Annotated in this window: 21 protein-coding genes and 2 pseudogenes; 5 read left to right on the top strand and 18 right to left on the bottom strand. The window is 72.1% G+C overall.

Going from position 1 to position 21,815, the window contains the following annotated elements; translation table 11 throughout:
• Positions 1-2 precede the first annotated feature (2 nt).
• From ACIRS1_RS08615 to ACIRS1_RS08585, 7 genes are read right to left on the bottom strand one after another with little or no spacing between them, the layout of a single operon-like run.
• Positions 3-971, bottom strand: a complete 969-nt coding sequence (locus tag ACIRS1_RS08615; RefSeq protein WP_402837946.1) for a phosphotransferase family protein — start codon at positions 969-971, stop codon at positions 3-5.
• Positions 958-1,926, bottom strand: coding sequence for a Gfo/Idh/MocA family protein (locus ACIRS1_RS08610; protein WP_402837944.1), 969 nt, complete (start codon positions 1,924-1,926; stop codon positions 958-960). The genes ACIRS1_RS08615 and ACIRS1_RS08610 overlap by 14 nt, the downstream gene beginning before the upstream one ends.
• A complete protein-coding gene (locus ACIRS1_RS08605) occupies positions 1,923-2,540 on the bottom strand; it encodes a hypothetical protein (protein WP_402837942.1) in 618 nt (205 codons plus the stop codon). The genes ACIRS1_RS08610 and ACIRS1_RS08605 overlap by 4 nt, the downstream gene beginning before the upstream one ends.
• Positions 2,537-4,060, bottom strand: coding sequence for a hypothetical protein (locus tag ACIRS1_RS08600; RefSeq protein ID WP_402837941.1), 1,524 nt, complete (start codon positions 4,058-4,060; stop codon positions 2,537-2,539). The genes ACIRS1_RS08605 and ACIRS1_RS08600 overlap by 4 nt, the downstream gene beginning before the upstream one ends.
• Positions 4,057-4,935, bottom strand: coding sequence for a glycosyltransferase family 8 protein (locus tag ACIRS1_RS08595; RefSeq protein WP_402837940.1), 879 nt, complete (start codon positions 4,933-4,935; stop codon positions 4,057-4,059). Before ACIRS1_RS08595 ends, ACIRS1_RS08600 begins: the two co-directional genes overlap by 4 nt.
• Positions 4,932-5,957 carry a UDP-glucuronic acid decarboxylase family protein gene (locus ACIRS1_RS08590; RefSeq protein ID WP_402837939.1) on the bottom strand — a complete coding sequence of 342 codons (1,026 nt, stop codon included), beginning with the start codon at positions 5,955-5,957 and terminating at the stop codon, positions 4,932-4,934. Before ACIRS1_RS08590 ends, ACIRS1_RS08595 begins: the two co-directional genes overlap by 4 nt.
• Before the next feature lie 57 nt (positions 5,958-6,014).
• Positions 6,015-6,221, bottom strand: a complete 207-nt coding sequence (locus tag ACIRS1_RS08585; protein WP_402837938.1) for a hypothetical protein — start codon at positions 6,219-6,221, stop codon at positions 6,015-6,017.
• 158 nt (positions 6,222-6,379) lie between these two features.
• On the opposite strand from ACIRS1_RS08585, the gene ACIRS1_RS08580 reads away from it, so the two are divergent.
• Positions 6,380-7,726, top strand: coding sequence for a transcriptional regulator (locus ACIRS1_RS08580; RefSeq protein WP_402837937.1), 1,347 nt, complete (start codon positions 6,380-6,382; stop codon positions 7,724-7,726).
• A gap of 31 nt (positions 7,727-7,757) precedes the next feature.
• Here the strand turns inward: ACIRS1_RS08580 and ACIRS1_RS08575 are convergent, their stop codons facing one another.
• The 6 genes from ACIRS1_RS08575 to ACIRS1_RS08550 form a co-directional block, all read right to left on the bottom strand.
• On the bottom strand, positions 7,758-8,684 hold the full coding sequence (locus ACIRS1_RS08575; RefSeq protein WP_402837935.1) for a hypothetical protein: 927 nt from the start codon (positions 8,682-8,684) through the stop codon (positions 7,758-7,760).
• Between the two features lie 226 nt (positions 8,685-8,910).
• The gene (locus ACIRS1_RS08570; RefSeq protein WP_402837933.1) at positions 8,911-9,231 is read right to left on the bottom strand and encodes a hypothetical protein; all 321 of its coding nucleotides are present in this window, start codon (positions 9,229-9,231) and stop codon (positions 8,911-8,913) included.
• A 211-nt stretch (positions 9,232-9,442) separates the two neighbouring features.
• Complete coding sequence (locus ACIRS1_RS08565) at positions 9,443-10,375, bottom strand: ParB N-terminal domain-containing protein (protein WP_402837932.1); 933 nt, start codon at positions 10,373-10,375, stop codon at positions 9,443-9,445.
• Positions 10,376-10,478: 103 nt separating this feature from the next.
• Entirely contained in the window at positions 10,479-12,236 is a 1,758-nt protein-coding gene (locus ACIRS1_RS08560) for a relaxase/mobilization nuclease domain-containing protein (RefSeq protein ID WP_402837930.1), read from the bottom strand.
• Complete coding sequence (locus ACIRS1_RS08555; protein ID WP_402837928.1) at positions 12,233-12,898, bottom strand: plasmid mobilization protein; 666 nt, start codon at positions 12,896-12,898, stop codon at positions 12,233-12,235. The genes ACIRS1_RS08560 and ACIRS1_RS08555 overlap by 4 nt, the downstream gene beginning before the upstream one ends.
• 302 nt (positions 12,899-13,200) lie before the next feature.
• On the bottom strand, positions 13,201-14,136 hold the full coding sequence (locus tag ACIRS1_RS08550; protein ID WP_402837926.1) for a DUF2637 domain-containing protein: 936 nt from the start codon (positions 14,134-14,136) through the stop codon (positions 13,201-13,203).
• Positions 14,137-14,377: 241 nt separating this feature from the next.
• Here ACIRS1_RS08550 and ACIRS1_RS08545 point away from each other — a divergent pair, with 241 nt between their 5' ends.
• From ACIRS1_RS08545 to ACIRS1_RS08535, 3 genes are all read left to right on the top strand, one after another.
• A complete protein-coding gene (locus ACIRS1_RS08545; protein WP_402837924.1) occupies positions 14,378-14,935 on the top strand; it encodes a helix-turn-helix domain-containing protein in 558 nt (185 codons plus the stop codon).
• Positions 14,936-15,474: 539 nt separating this feature from the next.
• Complete coding sequence (locus tag ACIRS1_RS08540; RefSeq protein WP_400664770.1) at positions 15,475-15,696, top strand: excisionase family DNA-binding protein; 222 nt, start codon at positions 15,475-15,477, stop codon at positions 15,694-15,696.
• Positions 15,696-16,856, top strand: a complete 1,161-nt coding sequence (locus ACIRS1_RS08535; protein ID WP_402837922.1) for a tyrosine-type recombinase/integrase — start codon at positions 15,696-15,698, stop codon at positions 16,854-16,856. Before ACIRS1_RS08540 ends, ACIRS1_RS08535 begins: the two co-directional genes overlap by 1 nt.
• 167 nt (positions 16,857-17,023) lie before the next feature.
• Here ACIRS1_RS08535 and ACIRS1_RS08530 read toward each other — a convergent pair.
• Both ACIRS1_RS08530 and ACIRS1_RS08525 read right to left on the bottom strand, forming a co-directional pair.
• Positions 17,024-17,182: pseudogene (locus ACIRS1_RS08530) on the bottom strand (alpha/beta hydrolase fold domain-containing protein); the annotation flags it as partial.
• A 26-nt stretch (positions 17,183-17,208) separates the two neighbouring features.
• Positions 17,209-17,688, bottom strand: a pseudogene (locus ACIRS1_RS08525) (alpha/beta hydrolase fold domain-containing protein); the annotation flags it as partial.
• Between the two features lie 89 nt (positions 17,689-17,777).
• On the opposite strand from ACIRS1_RS08525, the gene ACIRS1_RS08520 reads away from it, so the two are divergent.
• Complete coding sequence (locus ACIRS1_RS08520) at positions 17,778-18,956, top strand: alpha-hydroxy-acid oxidizing protein (protein ID WP_402837920.1); 1,179 nt, start codon at positions 17,778-17,780, stop codon at positions 18,954-18,956.
• A 75-nt stretch (positions 18,957-19,031) separates the two neighbouring features.
• On the opposite strand, the gene ACIRS1_RS08515 is transcribed toward ACIRS1_RS08520, so the two are convergent.
• From ACIRS1_RS08515 to ACIRS1_RS08505, 3 genes are all read right to left on the bottom strand, one after another.
• Positions 19,032-19,874 carry an alpha/beta fold hydrolase gene (locus tag ACIRS1_RS08515; protein WP_402837918.1) on the bottom strand — a complete coding sequence of 281 codons (843 nt, stop codon included), beginning with the start codon at positions 19,872-19,874 and terminating at the stop codon, positions 19,032-19,034.
• 90 nt (positions 19,875-19,964) lie between these two features.
• Complete coding sequence (locus ACIRS1_RS08510) at positions 19,965-20,771, bottom strand: alpha/beta fold hydrolase (protein WP_402837916.1); 807 nt, start codon at positions 20,769-20,771, stop codon at positions 19,965-19,967.
• A gap of 35 nt (positions 20,772-20,806) precedes the next feature.
• The gene (locus ACIRS1_RS08505) at positions 20,807-21,769 is read right to left on the bottom strand and encodes an FUSC family protein (protein ID WP_402837914.1); all 963 of its coding nucleotides are present in this window, start codon (positions 21,767-21,769) and stop codon (positions 20,807-20,809) included.
• Positions 21,770-21,815 lie beyond the last annotated feature (46 nt).

Here is a 21,815-nt window from a genome sequence, read left to right as displayed (position 1 = left end):
GCCTACGGGCGGCGCCGTCCGGAGGAGTGCGGGTCGGGGGCGATGTGGGGGACGGCGGTGAGGTGGCCGTGGTCGAGGTCGTCGAGGTCGGCCTGGATCTGGGCGGCCCGGAGCCGGACCATGTCCTGGTCGTCGCAGGAGACGTGGAAGTGCAGGAGCGAGACCGCGATGCGCAGGCGGAACAGGACGAGCGGCAGCAGGCTCTTGGCGGGGAACGGGCCGTCGAAGTAGCCGGCGAGGAGGGCCTCGGTCATCGGGGCGGGCTCGCGCAGGGACCAGCCGGCGAGTTCGGCCAGCGGGTCGCCGCCGCGGACGCTCTCCAGGTCGACGACTCCGGTGATGTGGCGGCTGTCGGTGAAGAGGTGGCGTCCGACCCAGTCGCCGTGCAGGAGCTTGGGCGCCATCGCCGGGAGACGGTCGGCTCCGGCTTCGAGGATGAGGCGGGTGTGGTTCAGCAGTTCGGGCAGGTCGAGGCCGTCGAGGCTGGGGACGTGGCGGGTGGGTAGGGCGAGGAACCAGCCCTGGATGGTGGAGTGTTGGCCGATGCCGTGCCCGTCGAGCTGGCCGAAGCTGCTGACCTCGACGGTGTGCAGGCGGCGGAGGACTTCGCCGGCTCGGGCGGCGGCGTGCAGGTCCTGCGGCCGTGGGGGCTCTGCTTCGATCGGCTGGCCTGGGCAACGGGTCTCGACGCACACCTCTCGGCTGTACCAGAGGACGTGGGCGGCGGGGATTCCCGCTTCTCGCATCCGGGCCGAGGCCCAGGCGGCAGTCGGGTAGCGCGAGCGGCTGCCCGCGAGGCGGACCTTGACGACCAGTTCGTCGCCATCGCGAGTGGTGGCCGCGAAGGGGAGGCTGTCCGTCCCGGACCGCAGGGGCGTGAAGCGCGCGTGGGTGGCGTCGAAGCCCGCTGCGGTGAGTGCGTCGAGCAGCAGCGGGTGCGGGCGGTCGATCACGGCGTCACGGGTGGACATCGGGCACCTCCGGCACCGGGATGGAGCGGCGGCTGGCGGCGGACTGGAGGGCGGCGTCCAGCAGGGCGATGGAGCCGAGGTTGCCGGCGGCGGGGACGGGCATGGTGCCGGGCTGGTTGAGGGCGTCCACCATGGCGGTGATGCACCGCTGGTAGGCCGGCGGTCCGGCCTCGGCTGTCTTGTGCTTGTAGGCGGGGTCCGGGGCCCAGCGCGCGGCGAAGCCTCGGGCCTCCACGCGCCAGTCGCCGTTGGCGTCGGTTCGCAGGAGCGGGTCGACGATGTAGCCGCCCCGGTAGGTGAACAGGGAGCCGTCGGCGAACCGCACGGTGATCGTGGCGATCGAGCTGTGCGGGGCGACGAAGCCAGTCGGCGTCTCGGTGCAGGTGACCTCGGTCGGTGGTGCGGTGATCAGGGCGCGGACCTGGTCGAAGGCGTGCACCGCGAGGTCGGTGGTGACGGGGAGGTGCTGGTTGCTGCGGAAGCCGGGGCCGGGCAGGGTGACGAGGGTGTCGGCTGTGACGGCGAAGGGTGGCTGGCCGCCGAGGCGGACCGTGTCGCGGAAGGCGAGGAAGCCTGAGTCGGCGCCGCGGTTCTGCATGACGGCAAGCAGCAGGCCGCGCTCGCGGGCGAGGTGGACGAGGTCGAGGGCGTCGGGCAGGTTCAGGGCCAGGGGCTTCTCGGTCAGGACGTGGAGGCCGTGGGTGAGGGTCTCGCGGCTGACGTGGTAGTGGTGGTCGGGCGGGGTGAGGTTGACGACGACGTCGACCGGGGCCAGCGCGAGCGCCTCGTCGAGCGTCGTGGCGAACGTGGGGCTCAGCTCGTACCGGTCCGCGAGAGCCCGCGCCGCCTGCTGGTCGGGGTCGACGAGCGCGGCGATCTCGATGCGGCCGTCCGCGAGCAGGGATCGGACCCAGCGGCTGGCGATGGCGCCGCAGCCGATCAGTGCGGCCTTCACGATGCCTCCTGGAGTGGGTGTTCGCCGGCCTGGTGGCGGCTGATGTGGTCGAGGGCGCGTGCGGCGAGTTCCTCGGGTGAGCCGGTGGTGGTGTCGAGTCGGACGACGGCTGGGGCAAGCGGGTGGTCGAAGTAGGCGTTGAAGTGCTCGCTGAAGTGGCGGTCGTAGAAGATCGTCGGCATGCCCTTACGCAGGCGGGCCCGGCGGGCGAGCACGTCCGGGTCGGCGGTGAGCACGACCGTCAGATCGGGCATCGCCACGGCCCTGCTGGTGACCGTGTGTTGGGCCTGGTCGTCGCAGTCGAAGCCGTTCATCCGGCCGACGGCGTGCGCGTGGGCGAGGAGGGTGTCCACGGTGCGGTCGAGGATCACGTCCCGGCAGTCGGCGAGGGCCTGCCTGGCCTGGGTGAGCCGGAGGTCTTCGACTTCCAGGAACTGGGCGATGTTGGCCAGTTGGTGGTCCGCGGTGAAGGGCTCCGGGGCCGGCAGCCGGGTGGGGTCGGGGCTGGCGTGGAAGTAGCAGGGGATGACGGCGGGCTGGTCGAGCTGAGGGGCGAGCATGGCGGCCAGCGTGGTCTTGCCGACGCAGCTGACCCCCTCGATACCGAGGATCACGGTGTCTCCCTGTCCGTGGTGGCGGGCTGGTCCGTGCGGCGGTTGCTCTTGGGGGCGAGCGCCGAGTGCCTGGTGCCGGTCGCGGCCCAGCGGCCGAGAGCGGCCATCGGGCCGATGCTCTTGAGTAGCAGTCCGGCCAGGGTTTCCGCGCTCTGCGTGGCGGTCTCCCGTATGGCCAGCGGACGGCCTTCGGCCTCGGCGAGTAGGCGGACCGGTGCGACGGTGGCGGCCCAGAGCGCGGCCGTGGCCGCTGCCCGTACCTGTGGGCGCGTGCGCGGTCCGAGCGCCAGGACCAGGCAGGCTGCCGTCGCGGGCGAGACCAGCAGCCAGGCCATCCCCCGGTAGGCGCCGATGGTGAGCGCCGCTACGTGGTCGAGGCGGCTGCCATGACCCTGGGCGTGCCAACGGGCGGCGCACTGCGGGTAGTCGAGGTAGCTCTGGAACCAGCGCTCGCTCTGGGACAGCAGCTCCGGCAGGTACTCGGCCGCCGGCACGGTGGTGGTGAAGGGGAGGCTGTCGACCGGGATGCCGCTCAGGGTGAGCCGGTAGCCGAAGGCGACGTCGTCGAGGACGGTGAAGGTGGGCAGCCCGCCGATCTGCCGGATGACGTCGGTGCGGATGAGCAGGCCGTGGCCGACGGTCTGGGCGAGGCCCCGCCCGCCCCTTGCTCGGCGGGCGGAGTCGGCGTACCGGCGGAGGTTGGGGATTTCGCGGCGGAGGGTCCACAGCGTCTGTGCTCGGGCGGCGCCTCGGCACAGGGCCCGCTCCCACTCGGTGTTGGCGGCGCCCTGGGCGGTGAAGCGGGCGGACTGCTGGACGACGCGGGGCAGTTCGCCGTGCTTGGCCCGGTGGCGGGCCAGGAACTCGGCGGTGCGTTGCAGCAGCTCCGGGCTGGGGCGGGAATCCACGTCGTAGACGGCGACGTACTCGTCCGCGGAGTCGGCCGCGAGCTGTTCGACGACGGCGTTCACCTGCGAGGCCTTCCGCCCGTAGCCCTCGTAGTGGACGTGCCGGACCACCGGCTCCCGGAGGCGCGCGATCTCGCTCGCGATGACGTCCGCCGTCGTGGGGAAGGTCGACAAGACCTCGGCGGCCGTCGCCAAGGTGAGCGTACGTTCGCCGGTCTTGGCCAGGGCTTCGGCGAGGGCGGCCAGTTCGTCGTCGGTCAGCTGCGGGAAGCGCTGAACCGTGAGGTCGGTCGCCGTTGCCCCGGCGAGCCGGTCGACGAGGTGTTCGCGTTCGCGCCCCTCGCGCGCCGTGGACACCAGGGTCAGCGTCGAACCCGGGAAGTCGCGCAGGAACGGCACGAACCACGTCAGCGCACCAGCGATGTGCTGCTGCTCGCGCAGCACCGGGATGACGACGTGCAGCACCATCGGCTCCACCGCCGAGAGCGGGGCCGGCTGGTCGACCCGGGCCAGCGTCTGGCGGACCTGTCGCAGCCCGTTCATGTTGCGCGCGGCCACGGCGGCGGCGACCCACCAGGACGGCCGCCGCCAGAACGGCTTTCGGCCCTTCACTCGGCGCCTCCCGAGCCGACGTAGTCGTGGAACAGCCGGTAAGTGTCTCGGAGCTGGCCTTCCGGGTAGCTGTCCTGCCAGGGCTTGTCGGGGCCGGCGAAGTGCACCAGGGCGGCGGTTGCCTCGTCGTCCAGGAGCTGGGTGAGCGGGCTGTCCGCCTCGGCGTAGTGGATGAACCCGGGCTGGGCGGCCTGCGGGGACATGGCGAAGGTGTTCCAACGCCTTTCCAGCCGGTGCCAGTTGTCGTCGACGGCCCAGTTCAACGCGTCCTGGTCCCAGAACCGGACCTTGTCCGGGTGCTCGGACAGGAACTGCCTGGACCGCTCGAAGACGCCGAGCCGCTGGCAGCGGTCGAGGTCGATGAGCATGACGCCGCTGTTGAAGTAGTCCCTGCCGTACGGGACACCGAGCTTCTCCCAGCCGGGCAGCTGGATGCCGCGGCCGATGACCGGGTTCTGCGGGTCTCGCACCGCGCCGATCGGGCGCCCGTCGAGGGACTGCCGCAGCAGCGGGCGCAGGTCCCCGAGCACCAGGGTGTCGGCGTCCAGGTAGAGCACCCGGCGTTCGTCGGGGATGACCTCCGGGATGGCCAGGCGCACGTACACCGCGCCGCTCACCCAGTCGGAAACGGGGTAGCGCGGGTCGGTCATGGGCGCCGGCCGCAGCTCGGTCCGCAGGCCCATGCGGTCGGCGTCCCGCAGGATCGCCTGGCGGTTGGCGTCGTTGATCTGCTGGTCGAGGACGATCAGGCGGAGTTCGTCGACGCTGCCCGGGTGGGCGGCGGCGATCGAGTGCATCAGCGTCCGCAGCGGGCGGGCGTACCCATTGTCGACCCCGCAGACGAGCGCGGGCAGCGGGTGGGAAGCGGTGTTCACGAGTCGCTCCTTCCGGTGGTGGCGGTGGCCTGGCGGGGGAAGTGCCGCTCGGCCCAGTCGAGGGTCCGGCGCAGGCCGTCGCGCAGGTGGGTGATGGGCTCCCAGCCGAGGTGGGCGCGGGCCGAGGTGATGTCGGGGCAGCGGCGCTTCGGGTCGTCGGCGGGCAGCGGGACGAAGGTGATCGCGGACGAGGAACCGGCCAGCGCCCGGATCTCCTCGGCGAGCTGGAGCATGGTGATCTCGTGCGGGTTGCCCAGGTTCACCGGGTCGGTGTGGTCCGCCGTGGCGGTGGCGAGGAGTCCCTCGACGGTGTCGGCCACGAAGCACAGGGAGCGGGTCTGGCTGCCGTCGCCGGCCACGGTGATCGGCTGGCCCGCCAGCGCCTGCTGGATGAAGGCGGGCACCGCGCGGCCGTCATCGGCGCGCATCCTCGGCCCGTAGGTATTGAAGATCCGCACGATGCGGGTCCGGGCACTGCCGGAGCGCTGGAAGCACGAGGTCAGAGCCTCGGCGTACCGCTTGGCCTCGTCGTACACACTCCGAGGGCCCACCGGATTCACGTTGCCCCAGTACCGCTCGGGCTGCGGGTGCACGAGCGGGTCGCCGTACACCTCGGAGGTCGACGCAAGCAGGAACCGGGCGCGCTTGGCCTCGGCCAGCTCCAGGGCGTTGAGCGTGCCCATCGCGCCGACCTTCAGGGTGGCCAGCGGGTGACGGGCGTAGTCGAGCGGCGACGCGGGCGAGGCCAGGTGGAAGACGAAGTCCACCGGCCCGGCCACGGCGAACGGACGGGTCACGTCGTCGGTCTGGAAACGGAAGCCGCTGGCCGAGCGCAGGCCCGACAGGTTGTCGAGGCGGCCGGTCAGCAGATTGTCGACGCCGACCACTTCCGCGCCCAGGTCCAGCAGGCGCTCGCACAGGTGCGAGCCGATGAAACCGGCGGCCCCGGTGACAACGGCGGTGCGGCGGGCGAAGGCGCTGGTCACTGCTGTGGCCGGCGGTGGTTCTTGCGGGTAAGACACGGTGCTTCTCCTCCAACTCGTAGGCGGATGGCGGGCTGAGCACGGAGCCGTGGCTCCTCAGGCGGTCAGCTCCCGATCCGGGACGGCGCGTGCCGGTGGCGCCGCGAACTGCTGCTCGGCGCTGAGCTGGTGCTGGGCGACGGACCCGAGCAGCACCAGCGCCGCGAGGTTGCCCAGCCCCCACAGCGCCGTGAACGTGACCCCCAGCGGGTCGCGGTGCGCGCCACGGTGGCGGCCTCGCTGTGCACTCGCTGCTCTGTCCATGGCCTCTTTCCTCCGCTCTCCTCGGACGACGGCCAGTCCAGGTTCGAGGCGCGGAGGAGCGTCGCGGAACGTTTCCAGGGGGTTTCTCTCCGAGAGCACCCCTGTCGCGGTGGGTAGCAGTACGCTCACCAACAGGGCCTGCAACGCCGGGGGTTGAGATGGTCGAAGGCACGCTGGCGGTCCACCCGCTCACCTACCTGTTGCAGTCACGCGGGTGGGGAAAGAACCAGTTCGCGGGCATGATGCGCGATCGCGGCGCCGCGCTGAAGATCCACCTGGCGACCAACCGGACGCTGGTCTGGAAGTGGGAGCAGGGCCAGGAGCCCGAGCCGGACGCCCAGTACGTTCTGGCCGACCTCCTTGGCGTCAATCCCCGTACGCTGGTTGCCAATCCGTGGCCGCAATGGCTTCCTGTCTGGGAGGTGACCGGCATCACGGCGCCGTGGACGAAGACCGGTACCGTGGACGTACTGGTGGAACTGGTCAGGAGTGGTCACATGGATCGGCGGGGCTTTCTCACCATCACCGGGGCCGCCATGGCCACCGTCGCCGCGAGTTGGGCCTCAGCCTCGCCCGCCCTCGCCTCCGCCCTGGGCGGCGACCAGGTGACCGACTCCATGGTCGACACCCTCGATGCCCGTGTCGCCACCCTCCAGACTCTGGACGCCCAGATGGGCGGCGCCCGCCTCATCGAACAGGCCCGCGGCGACCTCGCGATCATCACCACCCTGCTCAAGCAGGGCCGCCACACCGAAGCCATCGAGGCCCGCCTGTACGGGCTGGCCGCCCAGGTCAACTACATCGCCGGCTGGATGGCTTACGACAGCGGCCTGCGCTCAGCCGGCCAGCAGTACTACCTCGGCGCCCTGCGCGCCGCGAAGACCGTCGGCGACGACGGCCTCGGGGCCTTCCTGCTCGCCGAGATGGGCGTCCATCTCTCCGACGCGGGCAACCCCGCCGAGCGCGTCGCGCAGGTCGAGACCGCGCTCGCCAACACTCCCTCGACCATGCAGCCCGGCGTCCGCAGCTACCTCGAACTCCACCACGCCGAGAGCCTCTCCCGCGACGGCCAGCACCAGAAGGCCGGCTCCGCGCTCAACCGGGCCCACGACCTCTGGTCCAAAAACGGCGGCGACCAACTCCCCAGCTGGCTCTCCTGGTACGGCGACGCCCAGCTCAGCTCCACCGAGGGCAAGGTCATGCTCCGCGCCGGCCAGGTCGAACGCGCCACCAACGCCCTCGCCTCCTCCATCGACCACGCCGTCCCCCGCGACCAGGCCGTCCGCTCCGGCCGCCTCGCCACCGCCCGCCTCGCCGGCAAGGACCTCGACGGCGCCCTCGACGCAGCCAACCGCGGCCTCGGCCTCCTCGAAACCAAGGTCCACTCCGGCCGCGCCGTCAGCCGCCTCACCAAGTTCGACGGCTACCTCAAGCCATACGCCGCCGAGCCCGCCGTCGCCGAGTTCCGCGAGCGCCTGGGCGCGCTGCCGGCCATGGCGGCGTGACGGTTGCCAGCTCAGTGACGCTGATGCTGCACTACTGGGCTGCTGCCAGGTCGCCCAGGTGCAGGCCAGCGGTCCTGGTGGTGCGCAGGGCATCCCTGGCACGGGCCGCGCCACTACGGGTGACGGCCTCGCCTCCGCCGACGCCGACCGTTCGCGTGCCCAGGCCTGCGCACACCTGGCAGATGCCCGGCTGGGGCACGGGGTCGTGGCACTTGGCGCACTCGGTGTAGCGGGCCGTTGCGGGCCGCGCGACGGGCTGGACGGGCGGCATCTTGCGCTCCAGGCGGTAGCGGAGCACCGCCACCGCTGAGTGAATCGGGGCGGGCAGGCCCGGCAGCAGGGCCTGGGCAAGGTCGGCCTGGGTCGTACCTCGCTCCAGCCACTGCGCAACGAGGGGCGCGAGTTCCTCGGCTTCGACCTGGCCGAGCCGCAGGCGCGGCTCTGGGCGGATCACCCGGAACAGCGTGGCAACCGCCTCGCCGAGTTGCTCGTCGGCGTCTTCCTCCCGCCCTCCCGTTCTCGCCTGCGGCTCGTCGGCGAGGACCGGCTCGACGGTCCGCTCGGCGGGGAGGGAGGGTTCTTTCACCCGGTCCTTTGGAAGGACGTCAGCACCGCCGGTGGTCGCTTCACCGGAGACCGGACGGGTGACACCCGGCAGCACCGTGAGCTGCGGGGTGTCGTAGACGTGGGTCTCGGTGACGATTGTGCCGTCGGCCATGCGGATCTTCTCGACCCGGTAGAAGCCCGCCTCGGCCAGCTCCTTCAGGGCCTTGCGGATGGAGCCGCGCCCCTGGGGGCTGGTGTCGGCCATGTGCCGACCGTCCTCGCGCCAGCCGTCGGGGCGGGAGAGGAGGTCCGCGAGCAGACCGCGGGCGGTGTAGGAGAGCCGTCGATACTGCAGGACAGCATTGGGCAGCACGGTGAAGTTGCGCACGTGGGCGCTACGATGGACACGCATCGGGAGTGATAGCTCCTGTTGCCGGACCCCGGAGCGTTGGCGCGCTGCCGGGGTCGCCTATTTTCGATTGGACTACGGAACGTAGCACACATACGGCCGGAAAATCGAAGGATCACGAGCGATCACGATCACACGCTGCGGCCAATGTTCGCAGGGAAGTTGACACGTCGAAACTCCCCTCCGAAAGGGAAGGGCCGCCACCGGTCGGTGGCGGCCCCATCACCGGTCAGCTCAGGTTCCACACCGTGCCGGCGAGCAGCCCGTCGAAGCCGAGTCCGCGGTACATCTGCTCGAACGTCTCCCACTCCCGCTCGTCCCCGTCGGCGCCTCGGGCCACGGTGCCGTTGGCGGCGCCAAGGTCGTGCTCGCGCCATTCGTGGGTGCAGCGGCAGCGGACGAAGACCAGGTCGGGCCGGACGTGGATCAACAGCCAGTCGCGGGCGGCTTCGCACATGGTGCAGGTGATGGTGATGCCGCGGGGGTTGAGGGGTGCGGGGTGGGGAACGGCGAGGACGACGTTGTGGCCGGCGTCGGCGGGATTGGTCAAGTGCGGTGCCCTTCGTGTCGGATGCAAGCACCACAAGCCGACCCGTGGCCGGATGGTTCCCGGTCACCGGAGAACGACATCGGATCGACATCACGACTGCGCAGCAAGCAAGTTGAGGGTCGCCTCGACTGTCCTTTCTCGGAAAATCCGAGGGGCTTTTCCCGGAAAGCCACTGCGGATTCTCCGGGGAAGCCTCGTGCCGGGCGGCGGGTCAGCCTCGCCCGGTGAGCGAAATGCCGGCTTCGCGGGCGAGAAGGTGCTCGGCGAGGGCCTGCGCCTCGGGCACCAGGCCGTCGAGGACCTCCCGGGTGAAGGCGCTGTCGGGCCGGAGGGCGAGGCTGCGGATGGTGGCCCAGTGGTCGGCGATCAGGTGGACTGCCTGCTGGGAGCGCTGGACGGCTTCCTGGCGCTGGGTGTGGAAGTGGTCGGCGCGCTGGGCGGCCTCGGGCCAGTCGATGACGCCGTCCTCGACCAGTTGGGCGAAGGCAGGCTGGGTGTCGCCGTCGGCGGCGCGGATGACGTCCGCCTGCTCGACCTGCGCGCGAAGCCGTTCCTCCTCCTGGCGGCGCTCAAGTTCAGCGAGTGCCGCGGGCAGGTCGAGGTCGCCCTCGGTGACGCGCTCGGCGAGGTCGGGGGCCTGGTCACGCAGGAGGGTGCACTGGGCGTCCAGAGCCTTGGCGGCGGCCTTGTTCCTGCGGGCCAGCTCGTAGGCGGCGTCCAGGCTCATCGCGCCGGCGACGACCGGATGGGCGAGGCTCGGGGCGTGCTTGATCACCGTGGTGGCGAGGGATATACGGGCAGGGCTTATGCCGTAGGTGGCGGCGTCGGCTCGCGCGGAAGATTTCGTGGCTGAACGCCCCATGGCGACGATCATGGCGCGCTGGCCCTGGGTGAGGTGGCGGCGTAGGACGTTGGACGACCAGGCCACGTCGGCGGCGGGGGCATCGCCCTTGTAGGTGGCGAAGCGGGGTTCGACGCCGGCGAGCTTGCAGGCGGCGAGGCGGTTGCGGCCGTCCAGCAGGACGCCGTCCGCGTCGAGCAAAATCGGCTCGTACTGGCCGTCTTCCTTGATGCCCTGGGCGAGGTCGAGCAGTTCGGCCTCGCTCATGGTCGGGAACATGGTGGTGAGGGGGTGGACCTTCACATGACTCCTTGAAGGGGTAGAGGTGTGGGTTGGCCGGTGCGGGCGCGCGAAGATGTGCCCGCACCGGTGCGGCGGTGGGCAAGAGCCCGGTACGGGCGGGCGGTTACCGCCTGGGGCGGCCCGCACCGGGTGCGGGCGGTGCCGGCGGCCTGGGCGGCTGCACAGTCACCGTGGGAGCGGTGGGGTGGCCGGTGGTGCTCCTGGAGCGGGCCGCAGCGGTGCGCAGTTCCTCCTGGGTAACGGTCGGCGCGGGTGCGGGAAGGCGGGCGTCGCGGCGGATCCGCCAGGTGAGGACCGCGGCGGGTGAGTCGGCGGTAGCGAGTTCGCGCCGCCCGGCCGCCTGGGTAAGCAAGGCGTTGGGGTCGTGGCCCGCTGCTTCGGCTTCGGCGAGGGTGGCGGCGAGCGCCGCCCAGCCGTCCTCGGCGAGCAGGCGGGCGGCCTGGTCGGCTGGCAGGGCGCGGCGGAGAACCGATTCCTGCCGGTTCCGGACCCCGGCGGGTAGGTGCCGGCCTTCGAGGTCGAGGTGGGCGAGCGGCTTGGCCGCGTGCCGGGCGTAGGCAGCGCGCAGGTGTCCCGCCGCTGTGCGGGCGGCTTCGGCCTGATGGCGGTGGCCCCGGGCGGCGTGCCACTTAGCGATCACGATCGCGAACAGGACGAGGCTGGTCAGGATCGTAGCGGCGGCCGTGCCGTCCTCGCCGCGGCCAGCGGCGGGTCCGGCGTAGAGGACTTCGCGGGCGGCGGAGCGCATCGCGCGCAGGTCGGCGCCAGCAGCGCGGGTGTGGGCGATGCGGGTGTACTCCAGGGCCCGTGCGGCCTGGTGGATCTCCTTCCTGCTGAGGGTCGGGCTGGTGGTGGCGAGCGCGTCGAGGACTTCGAGGCCGCCCCGGATCACCGCCTCCGCCCGGGCGGCGTCCTGCTCGTCGTCGAACGCCGGGTAGGCGCGTTCGACGGTGGTGCTGGCCCGGTGGCGGCCGGCGGCGGGCCGATCGCGTGGATCGGGTGCGGGGTGGGTGGGCCGGTCGATGCCGAGGCCGAAGCGCGCTTGGATCTGGGGTTGGGTGAGGTCGGCGGCGAGCTTGCTGCCGGAGAACCAGACTGGCCCGCTCTCGTCGCCCGTGGGGAGGGCGAACTTGTAGCCGGTCACGTCGCCGGACGGCGCGCGGCGCACGCCGAGGAGCACGCCCTTCGCGGCGAGCCGGGCGGTGAACTCCTCCTCGTCCGCGGCCCCGGCGAGTGCCTGGCGGACGGCGGTGCGCAGGCGGTCGCGGTCGGTTTCGTCTCGGCCGAGGCGCTGGGCCTTGCGCAGTTCGGAGCCCTTGGCGCGCTTGGGGATCGCGTCGCGGTATGCGCGGGTGCGGGTGTCGGAGAGGTCCTTGAGCCCGTACTGGCGCTCGATCTTGGTGAGTTCGGCCTCGACGCGGTACTGGTCACCGCGCAGGCGGGCCTGGGTGAGGTCCGCCCGCACCATGGTGGCGAGGATGTGGACGTGGTCGTCGGCGTGGCGCACGGCGACCCAGCGGCAGGCGTCCTCGTCGCCGTCCGGGGCGATGCCGGCGACGGACATGACGCGGCGGGCGATGGCCGCCCAGTCGTCGTCACCGAGGATGCGGTCGCCGGGGTCGGCGCGGACCATGCGGTGGTAGACGTGGTTGTTGATCTTCCTTCCGCACTGAACGACGTGGAGGTCGAGGGCGTCCCGGAGCTGTTCGAGGGTGGCTGCCGGGTCGCGGCCTGGGTCGGGGACGAAGCCGTCCCAGGAGGCGACGATGTGCGGGTCGGTGTGCTCGTTCGCCTTGCCGGGCCCGAACAGGTAGCGAAGCGCACCGAGAGTGTCGTTGCCGTGGACGGCCTTGCTGATCAACCGTGCTTCGCCTTCGCCAGCCGCATCGCGGCGGAGTCGACTCCGGCGACGGCTCGCAGCCCCGCTTCGAAGGCGCCTTGGACGGCGGTGGCGGCGTCCTGGACCGCGGCGGGCTGCACGCTGGCGCCCGAGTGGTAGACGTGGGTGAGCTGGTTGAGGTTGTTCATCGCGCCGGCCTGCTGGCGGCGGATTGCCCTGAGTTCGTCGACGGCCGCGTCCAGGCTCGCGTCCCGGCCGCCGAGGCCGACGCCGTCTTCGGAGAAGGCCTTGCGGAACAGGTAGTGCGCGACGGTCAGCCCTGCGGCCTTCGCCCGGCTCTCGATCTCGGTCTTCGCTGCGGGGCTGACGCGGAACGAGACCTTGGTGTGCTTCGGGTTCTCGTCGTCACGGCGGCGGCGCTTGGGCTTGCGGCGCGCGTCGGCACGGTCAGCAGGGTGGACGGCGGCAGCGCCAGCAGCGGTGGGTTTCTCCTGGAGTGCCGCGCCCTCGCGGTGCTCCTGCGGTGTTGCCGGGCGCGCCCTCGCGCTCGGCAACACCGCCTCGCCCACGCCCTCCTGGGCGGGGGCGTTCGCATCCGGGCCCCGATCAGGGGTCCGGATGCACTCGCTTGCTCCGCTGTTGGTCTGGGGGTGGTCGACGCCGTTGCGGTCGACGGGGTCCATGTCACCTGCCGGGTGCGGGCAGGCTGCGGGTCGGAAGTCGGTCAGAAGATGCTCCTCGGGTGGGGAGATGTGCAGGGCGGAGCCAGTGTCCGCGTGCGGTCCGGCTTGGCGGTGCCGGACATCGGTGGTACCGGACGGCGGCCCCTCGGTATCGGGGACCACTCGGCCGGTGGAACGAGAGAGGCCGGTCCCGCCCGGGTCGGACATCGACCGTGGGCGGGACCGATGGGCGGGGGACTTCTGCGCATCGGCAGAAGTCGGGGTGACCGACCGGACCGGTCCGGTCGGTCACCCCGTTCCGGTCAGTCGACCCGCGGGTGCGGGCGGGCCTGGTCCTCCGGGAACTCCTTGCGGAGCTCGTCCATCAGGACCGTGAAGCGCGTACTGCCGAGCGGCAGGTTGGCCTCGCGGACCGCGCGCTCGACGACCGGACGGCTGGGACGGCCATGCGCCCGGACCGCCGGACGGCTGACCTTCAGCAGCTGGTCCATCGACGCACCCGGAGGCCGCCCGGTCCGCCGCGTCCGGACCTCTTCGCCCTCGTCAGCGGGGTGGTCGTCCTCCGGCTCTTCAGCGTCCGGCAGTTCTGCCGACCCGGTCCCCTGACCGTCACCGTCCCCGGCGGACGGGTGGTCGTCGGCATCGTGGGGCCCCGGAACCGGACCGGCCGTTGCCGTCCCGTCCGGCTCGTGGGCGGCCGACGGCACGGGGTCGGCAGAAGTCCAGCCGGACGGTCCGCCGTCAGTGGCTGGCTGCTCGGGGATGTGCCGGGCGATGAGGATGTAGAGGTGGACCGCCCCGCCGAGGGCGATCGGCGAGAGCGTGGCCAGCACGCCGACCGCCGTGTCCCCGAGCCGGAGCTGACCGGCTCCGTCGAGCACGTGGTTGAGGCGCACGGCGTGCAGGGCGTTGGCCCACACGCTCGCGCCCGTGGCACCGGCGAACAGCAGCCAGGCGTAGGCGCGGGCGGTCCAGGGGGCGGCGCGCAGGACGAGCAGGGCGCGCACGCCGTAGGCGATGAACCCGTCGAGGGTGAACGGGAAGACGTACGTCAGCGGGCCGCGCACGTGGATGGCGACGGCCATCTGCTGGAGGGCGTCGAAGGACAGGGCGAAGCCGGCCAGGCCGATCAGGGCGACGGCGAGGCGGTCCCAGACGGTGACGCGGGGCCGGGAGGCGACAAGGGGGCTGAGCCGGACGGCTGCGTCGGCGGTGGGCAACACCGTACGCTGGAGCACGCAGGTTCCTTCCTCGGTGCGCTCGGGCTGCAACCCTGCACCGGGGTCGATCGTCGTGGATGGGCGGTTTTGGGGACCTTTCAGGCCCTCGGCGTTGGTAGCGCCGGGGGCCTTCGCCGTCTCCGCGAGCGGCGACGGCAGACGATGCACATTGCATCGACTTGCGATCCTCTATGGATCACCCTATAGTCGACCAGGCTCCCATGCAAATACCATCACTACTCGATGCGAGGTGAATCGAATGTCCGAACAGCCGGCCCCGCCGGAAAGCCCACTGCCGACCCCCGCCCTGAGCGAGGAACACGCCGCCGAACGGGTCCGCCTGGAGCGCGAGTACCTGGGGTGGAGCACCGGCGAACTCGCGAAGCGGATGACCGCGGCCGGCTACCCGATGAACCAGTCCTCCGTCTGGCGGATCGAGAGCGGCGAGCCCCGCCGCCGGATCAACCTCGACGAGGCGATCGGCTTCGCCAAGGTCTTCGGCCTCCCCCTGGAAGAGTTCCTCGGCCCGCCCGAGTCCTCCTCCAACAAGCACATCGCCGATGTCACCGACGTCGTGCTCGACATGTACCGCAGGCTGCTCGATCTGATGAAGAGCACCGGCGAGGCCTTCAAGCTCGTCGACCAGTACAACGCGATGTTCCCCCAGCACGCCGGGGAGCTGAACGACCGCATCGCCCGCGCCATCGCCGAGGAGAACCGCCGCCGCGGCCCCGTCCGGGAGAGCCCCATGGTCTTCCTGCGCTACCCGGCCTTCCAGCAGGCCGAGCAGCCGTCGGACGCCACCTCGCAGGAGTAGTCACCAGTCGATCCACGACGCGACCATGATCGTTCTTCGGAGCGAGCCGGACCCCGTCTACAGTCCCCACTGCACCACGGAAGCGCCACTTGGCGCGGCCGGGAAGCAGAGCTAACGTCACACCCCACGCGGCCACCAACCGCGCGAACCGCCCATCCACGACGATCGACCCCGGTGCAGGGTTGCAGCCCACCAGCCACCGAGGAAGGAACCGCGTGCCGCCCACCGAGCGCCGCACCACCACCGCTCCCCGCACGGCGACCAGGCCTTCACCACGGCCGGCCCCTTCGGCGTTCGCCCTCGGAGCACCCAGACCGATCTGACGGCCCTCCTCAGCCGCCGCCCGCACACCGGGCACCTGGCGGCTTCCCCACCAGCGCCCCGCGCTGTTCCACGCCCTCCCGCAGCTGCCGCGCACCTCCGTGTGCCCACGCCTGCCCGGACGGCGCCCACACCCCCTTTCTCCACAACCGCCCATCCACGACACCGCCATGCGGTGGCCCGGGTTGCAGCCCATCGGCCACCGCACGAGGAGCCGCATGCCCGAGCAGTACCTCACCGTCGCCCAGGTCGCCGAGCGCCTGGGCACCAGCGAGCGCTTCCCCCGCCGCCTGATCGCCGAGCGCCGCATCGCCTTCGTGAAGATCGGCACCCACGTCCGCATCGCCGAGAGCGTGCTCACCGCCTACATCGAGGCCAGCACCGTCCCCGCCATCCGGCCGGTCCGCGCCGGCGGCCGGCGCTTCGGGAGGGCTGCCTGATGGCGAACAACTCCGGCCGCCGACGCCGTTGGGGCTCCGTCCGCAAGCTCCCTTCGGGCCGCTTCCAGGCCCGTTACCCCGGCCCCGACGGCGCCCTGCGCAACGCGCCCGAAACCTTCGAGACCAAGGGCGACGCCGAGGCCTGGCTCGTCGAGACCGAAGCGGACATGCGCCGCGGCGAGTGGCGCGACCCCAACGCTGGCGCCGTCAACTTCCTTACCTACGCGACTGCTTGGATCGACGAGCGCGACCTCGCACCGCTCACCGAGGAGCTGTACCGCCGACTCCTCCGTCTCCACATCGCCCCGGCGTTCGGCGAGTCCGACGTGAAGGACATCACCGCTCCCCAAGTCCGCTCCTGGCGCGCCGAACTCCGCAAGCGCGGCATCAAGACCACCGCCGCCAAGTCCTACCGCCTGATCAAGTCGATCATGGAGACCGCGGTCGACGACGAGCTGATCCGCCGCAACCCCTGCCGCGTCAAGGGCGGCGGCAAGGAGGTGGCCGCCGAGCGCCCTCACGCGACCATCGAGCAGGTGCTCCAGCTCGCCGAGCTGATGGGGCCGCGCTGGCAGCTGATGGTGTTCATCGCCGCCTTCATGGCCCTGCGCCCTGAGGAGCAGGCCGAACTCCGGTGCCGTGACGTCGACCTGGAGAAGGGAGTCGTGTGGATCCGCCGCGCGGCCCCCGAACTCTGCACCGGAGAACGGGCCGTGGGCGACCCCAAGTCCGAGGCCGGCAAGCGGGCCCTCCGGATCCCACCCGAGCTCCTCCCCGAGTTCGAGCGGCACCTGCGCTGGTACGCCCAGGACGGCGACGACGGCCTGCTCTTCGTCGGCGAACGCGGAGCCCCCTTCCGCCGCTCGACCTTCGGCCGCAAGTGGCGCAAGGCCCGCAAGAAGCTTGGGCTCGACCACCTCCGCTTCTACGACCTCCGCCACACCGGCAACGTCCTCGCCGCCAGCACCGGCGCCAGCCTCCGAGACCTCATGGCCTTCATGGGCCACAACTCCCCCCGCGCCGCACTGATCTACCAGCACTCCACCGAGGAGCAGCAGACCAAGATCTCCGACGGCATCAGCGCCGCCGTCGTCGACATCCGCAGCGCCCGCCGCAAGCGAATGGCCTCCGACACCACGGCGCAGGCCCGCGAGGCGTGACCGCCCGCACCAGGACGAGCCCGGACAGCTTCGGCTGACCGGGTTCGTCCGACACCTTCCGCTGCCATCAACCAGCCTGGTCCGCAAGGCGCTTTGAGCTGGGCGCACAGCTCGCCGAAGGCGGCGTCGGCGGCGGGCGACAGGGGGAAGAGCCCGAGGAAGGCGTGGATCAGTCCGTCGTAGGTGCGGCTGAACACGTCGACGCCGGCCGCACGCAGGGCCTCGCCGTACGCGACGCCCTCGTCGCGCACCGGGTCGAACCGCGCGGTGCCGATGATCGCGGGCGCGAGTCCGGCGTGGCTCGCGGCGCGCAGCGGGGAGACCTGGGCAGGGTGCGGACGGCGGGGTCGTCGCCGGCGTACAGGTACTTGAAGTCGGTCAGGGCCTCCCGCGTGAGCAGGTAGCCTGTGGCGTTCTCCGTGTGGCTGGGGAAGTCCCCGTCGAAGTCGGTGGCCGGGTAGGCGAGGAGTTGGGCGGCGAGCGGGCGGTGCCGGTCGCGGAAGGCCAGGGCGACGGCGGCGGACAGGTTGGCGCCGGCGCTGTGGAGCGCCCGACAGCACTGTCCCGACGAAATCTGTCGCCGGGAACAACCCTCCGGCCGCAATCGCCGCGTCACGGCCGCCGAGGCTGCGGATGCCCTGCCCCTGGAGGGGCCCCTCGACGATCGGGCCGCCGAAGCACCACTGGGCCGATCGGGGCAATGCGCTCCCGGCGACGGGACGCCGCCCGCACTCCGCGACTGCGGGATCTCCGTGCGGGCCGGCTCCGGCAACGGCACCGGACCTGTTCGCCGCGACAAGTCCGGGCAGGCGTCTGCTGGTCCCGGGGACATGGCCGCCGTCCTCCCCGGTTGGCACGGTGGGAGGTGTCGCCCCCGGGAAGGTCCCAGGTCGGGCGGCGTGCGGAAGGAAGGCGATCACGATGGACGTGAACTCCAGGGGCCAGTACGGGGACTTCCAGAACGAGATCTACTTCGACGGGCTCTCCGGCGTGCTCCCCACCATGCCGATGAACTTCGCCGAACTGGAGGCGCGGGCGCAGGCGGCGCTGCCGCCGTCCGTCCTCTCCTACGTCGCCGGCGGTGCCGGGGACGAGCTCACCCAGCGGGCCAACGTCACCGCCTTCGAGCGGTACGGCCTGGTGCCGCGGATGATGGTCGGCGCCACGAAGCGGGACATGTCCGTGGACCTGTTCGGCCTGAAGCTGCCGTCGCCGCTGTTCATGGCGCCGGTCGGGGTGATCGGCCTGTGCGCGCAGGACGGGCACGGCGACCTCGCCACCGCCCGCGCGGCGGCGAGGACGGGCGTGCCCATGGTGGCCTCGACCCTGACGGTCGACCCGATGGAGCAGGTCGCCGCCGAGTTCGGCGACACCCCCGGCTTCTTCCAGCTCTACACCCCCACCGACCGGGCGCTCGCCGAGAGCCTCGTCCACCGGGCCGAGGCGGCCGGCTTCAAGGGCATCGTGGTCACCCTGGACACCTGGATCACCGGCTGGCGCCCGCGTGACCTCGGTGCCAGCAACTTCCCCCAGTTGCGCGGGCACGCGCTGGCGAACTACACCTCCGACCCGGTCTTCCGGGCCCGCCTCGCCAGGACGCCCGAGGAGGACCCACGCGCAGCCGTGTACGAGTGGGTGCGGGTCTTCGGCAACCCGCTGACCTGGGACGATCTGCCCTGGCTGCGCTCGATCACCGACCTGCCGATCATCCTCAAGGGCATCTGCCACCCGGAGGACGCCCGCCGGGCGAAGGACGGCGGCGTGGACGGCATCTACTGCTCCAACCACGGCGGTCGACAGGCCAACGGCGGGCTGGCGGCGATCGACCTGCTGCCCGGCGTAGTGGAGGCTGCGGACGGGCTGCCAGTGCTGTTCGACTCCGGCATCCGCACCGGCGCAGACGTGATCAAGGCGCTCGCCCTAGGCGCCACGGCGGTCGGCGTCGGCCGCCCGTACGCCTACGGCCTCGCGGTCGGCGGCGTGGACGGCATCGTGCACGTGCTGCGCTCGCTACTCGCCGAGGCCGACCTGATCATGGCCGTCGACGGCTACCCGACGCTCGCGGACCTGCGCGCGGACGGTGCGATCCGCAGCCGCTGACGCAGCGACGACCGAATCGGCCCGGCCCCGACTGGGGGCCGGGCCTTCGGCGTTCGTGGCCGAGGCCGCGCCGGATCAGGCGGTGACGCGCTTGAGCCAGGTCAGCAGGTCGGCGGTGACCTCGTCACGGTTGGTCTCGTGGAGGAGGTCGTGGCGGGCGCCGGGGTAGCTGTGGTGCGTGACGTCGGCCAGGCCCGCGTTGCGGTAGCGGTGGGCGATCAGGTCGGCGGGAAGCAGACCGGTGCTCATGGGGTCGGCCTCACCGGCGAAGACGGCCACCGGCAGGTCGGGACGCACCTGGGAAGGGTCGGCGAGGCGGGGTGCAGCAGCGGCAAGGGCGTTGAACCCGGCGGTGTCGAGGCCAAACCCGCACAGTGGGTCGGCGAGGTAGTCGTCGATGGCAGCAGGATCGCGGCTGAGCCAGTCGGCCGGGGTGCGGGACGGCTGGAAGGACCGGTTGAAGGCTGTGAGAAGTTGCGGACCGAGGCCGGATTCGGTGCGCGCGAGGTGGTCGAGCGCGGTGGTACCGAACAGCGCGAGGCCGTCGAGGCGGACGGAGTGGTCCAGGGCGTACTGTTGGGCGGCGAAGGAGCCCAGGCTGTGGCCGAGCAGGACCACCGGGACTCCGGGGTGGCGGCGCTCGACGATCGCGGTAGTGCGGGCGAGGTCGGCGACGAGTTCGTTCCAGCCGTTGTCCCCGAGGCGGCCTTTGCCGGCATGCATGGTCAGGCCGTGGCCACGGTGGTCGCCCACGTAGACGGCGCACCCCTCGGCGGTGAGCACATCAGCGAGGGGGGCGTACCGGCCGCTGTGCTCGCCCATGCCGTGGGCGATCTGGACGACGGCACGGGGCACGCCGTCCGGTGCCCAGGTGCGGACGTGGACCCGAATGCCGCCAGGGCTGGGGAAAGTGAACAACCTGGCCTCCAAATGGAGTTGAGCGGGCACGAAGAGCACCCGTCCCGCGGTGGGGGACTCCGCGGGCCGGGCTGACGGGGGCGCAGGGCGTCAGGCGGCCTGCGCGGCGAACTCGACGATGAGCCGGGCGACCGTGTCGGGCTGGTCGAGGTGGGCGGGGTGTCCGGCGCCGGGGACCACGGCGGCGCGGGCGAGCGGGCTCAACATGGCGGTGGCGCTGGCGTGTTCGCTGGGCCAGAACTGGCTGTCGGCGCCGGCCACGATGAGCGCGGGCACGGTGATGCCGGCGACGGTGTCGCGCCAGTCCTGGCAGGCGTGGTCGAACAGCAGAGGGTAGGTGTCAGGGGTGATCAGGCGGCTCATGCCCACGCCGCCGGCCCGGCGGATCGCCGCGTCGGTGGCTGCCGGCTCGGGCCAGGTGCGGCCGTGACCGGTGTTGACGGCGTTCGGGTGCTGGAAGAAGGTGCCCAGGTTGTCGGAGGCGAGGCCGTAGAAGCCGTACGGCCAGCCAGGGTTGTTGATCATCTTCGGGGTCTGGTCGACGGTGACGATCCCGGCGAGGCGCTCGCAGCCGAAGAGGCTGACGTAGGCCCAGATGGTGCTGGCGCCCATCGAGGCCCCGACCACCGTCACGTCGTCGAGGTCGAGGTGGGCGAGGAGGTCGTGCAGGTCCTTGCCGTGGCGGGCGATGCGGTGGCCGTGGGCGGGCTGGTCGGACCGGCCGTGCCAGCGGCGGTCGAAGGAGATGACCCGGTGGCCGGCCGCGCGCAGGGCGGCCCACTGCAGGGCCCAGCTGTCGGCAGGCGCGCCGTAACCGGCGATCAGCACGACCGGGCGGCCGGCTCCCTCGTCGTAGTAGTGCAGGGCGGTGTTGTCGCTCGCGACGAAGCGCGGCATGGCTGCCTCCGGAAAGGGCTGGTAGGTGGAAGGGGTCAGAGGGCCGGTCGGCGGCGCCAGGGGTGTCCCACGGCGACGGCGACCGCGCAGGCGATGAGGGTGTCGGTGAGCCGGGCGGTGATCACCCGGCCCTCCGAGGGCGGGCCGGGCACGGCCAGGACCAGGACGATGACGCTCGCCAGGGCGGTGTGCAGGGCGTACGAGCGGTCGGTGGCGCCGGGGAAGACCGCGCCCACCAGGGCGGCGAGCGCCACCAGAGCCCAGCCCGACAGCGCATGGGCGGCTATGACGGCGGCGAGCACGCCCAGGACCGTCCCGGCCACCCGGTCGCCCACCCGCCTCAGCACCGATGCATCGGCCGGCCGGAACGCCAGCGCGGCGGTCAGCGGCAGCCAGAAGGCGTGCTCAGGCCGCAGTACCTCCGCCAGGACGGCGGCCGAACCGACGCACAGCGGCAGCCGAAGAGCCGTGTCCCAGCGCGGTGGGCCCGACACCGGTACCCGAACGAAGCGGGGTCCGCCGAAGCCACGGCGGCACCAGGCGACGGCGAGCAACAGGCCCATCGGCGCGCACCCGAGGCCGTACAGCCCCATGGTGCGGGCGGTGCCCAGTCCGTGGCCGAGCCCCATCCCGATGGCGGTCAGCACCATCAGCTTGAGGCCGAACAGTTGGTCGGCGGGCCGGGCACTGCCGACCAGTCCCGCGATCAGGGCGGCCACGACCATGCACGCCACCTGGCCCCAACCGGGCGTGGGCGCGGCGTGGCCGAGCAGCAGTCCCGCAGCTCCCCCGAGCAGGATCGCGGCGAACCGGGCCGCGCGTTCGCGCACCGGTCCGCTGTGATCGCCGTTGACGCTGCACACCGCGCCCGCCACGGCCACCGGCACCCCGGCCGGACCGACCAGCGCGTGCGCGCCGACCAGCGCCGCCGTGATCGCGACCGCGCTGCGGACCGTACGGTCCCACGGCACTGCGGCGAGACGGCTGGGGCGGCGCACGGCGGGCGGCTCCTTGGCGAGAGCGGTTCGGGGGTTGCTTCCACCC

Source organism: Kitasatospora sp. NPDC101176 (assembly GCF_044768035.1).
Lineage (GTDB): Bacteria > Actinomycetota > Actinomycetes > Streptomycetales > Streptomycetaceae > Kitasatospora.
Note: the sequence above shows the minus strand (reverse complement) of the source record. Positions and strands in the feature narration are given on the sequence as shown.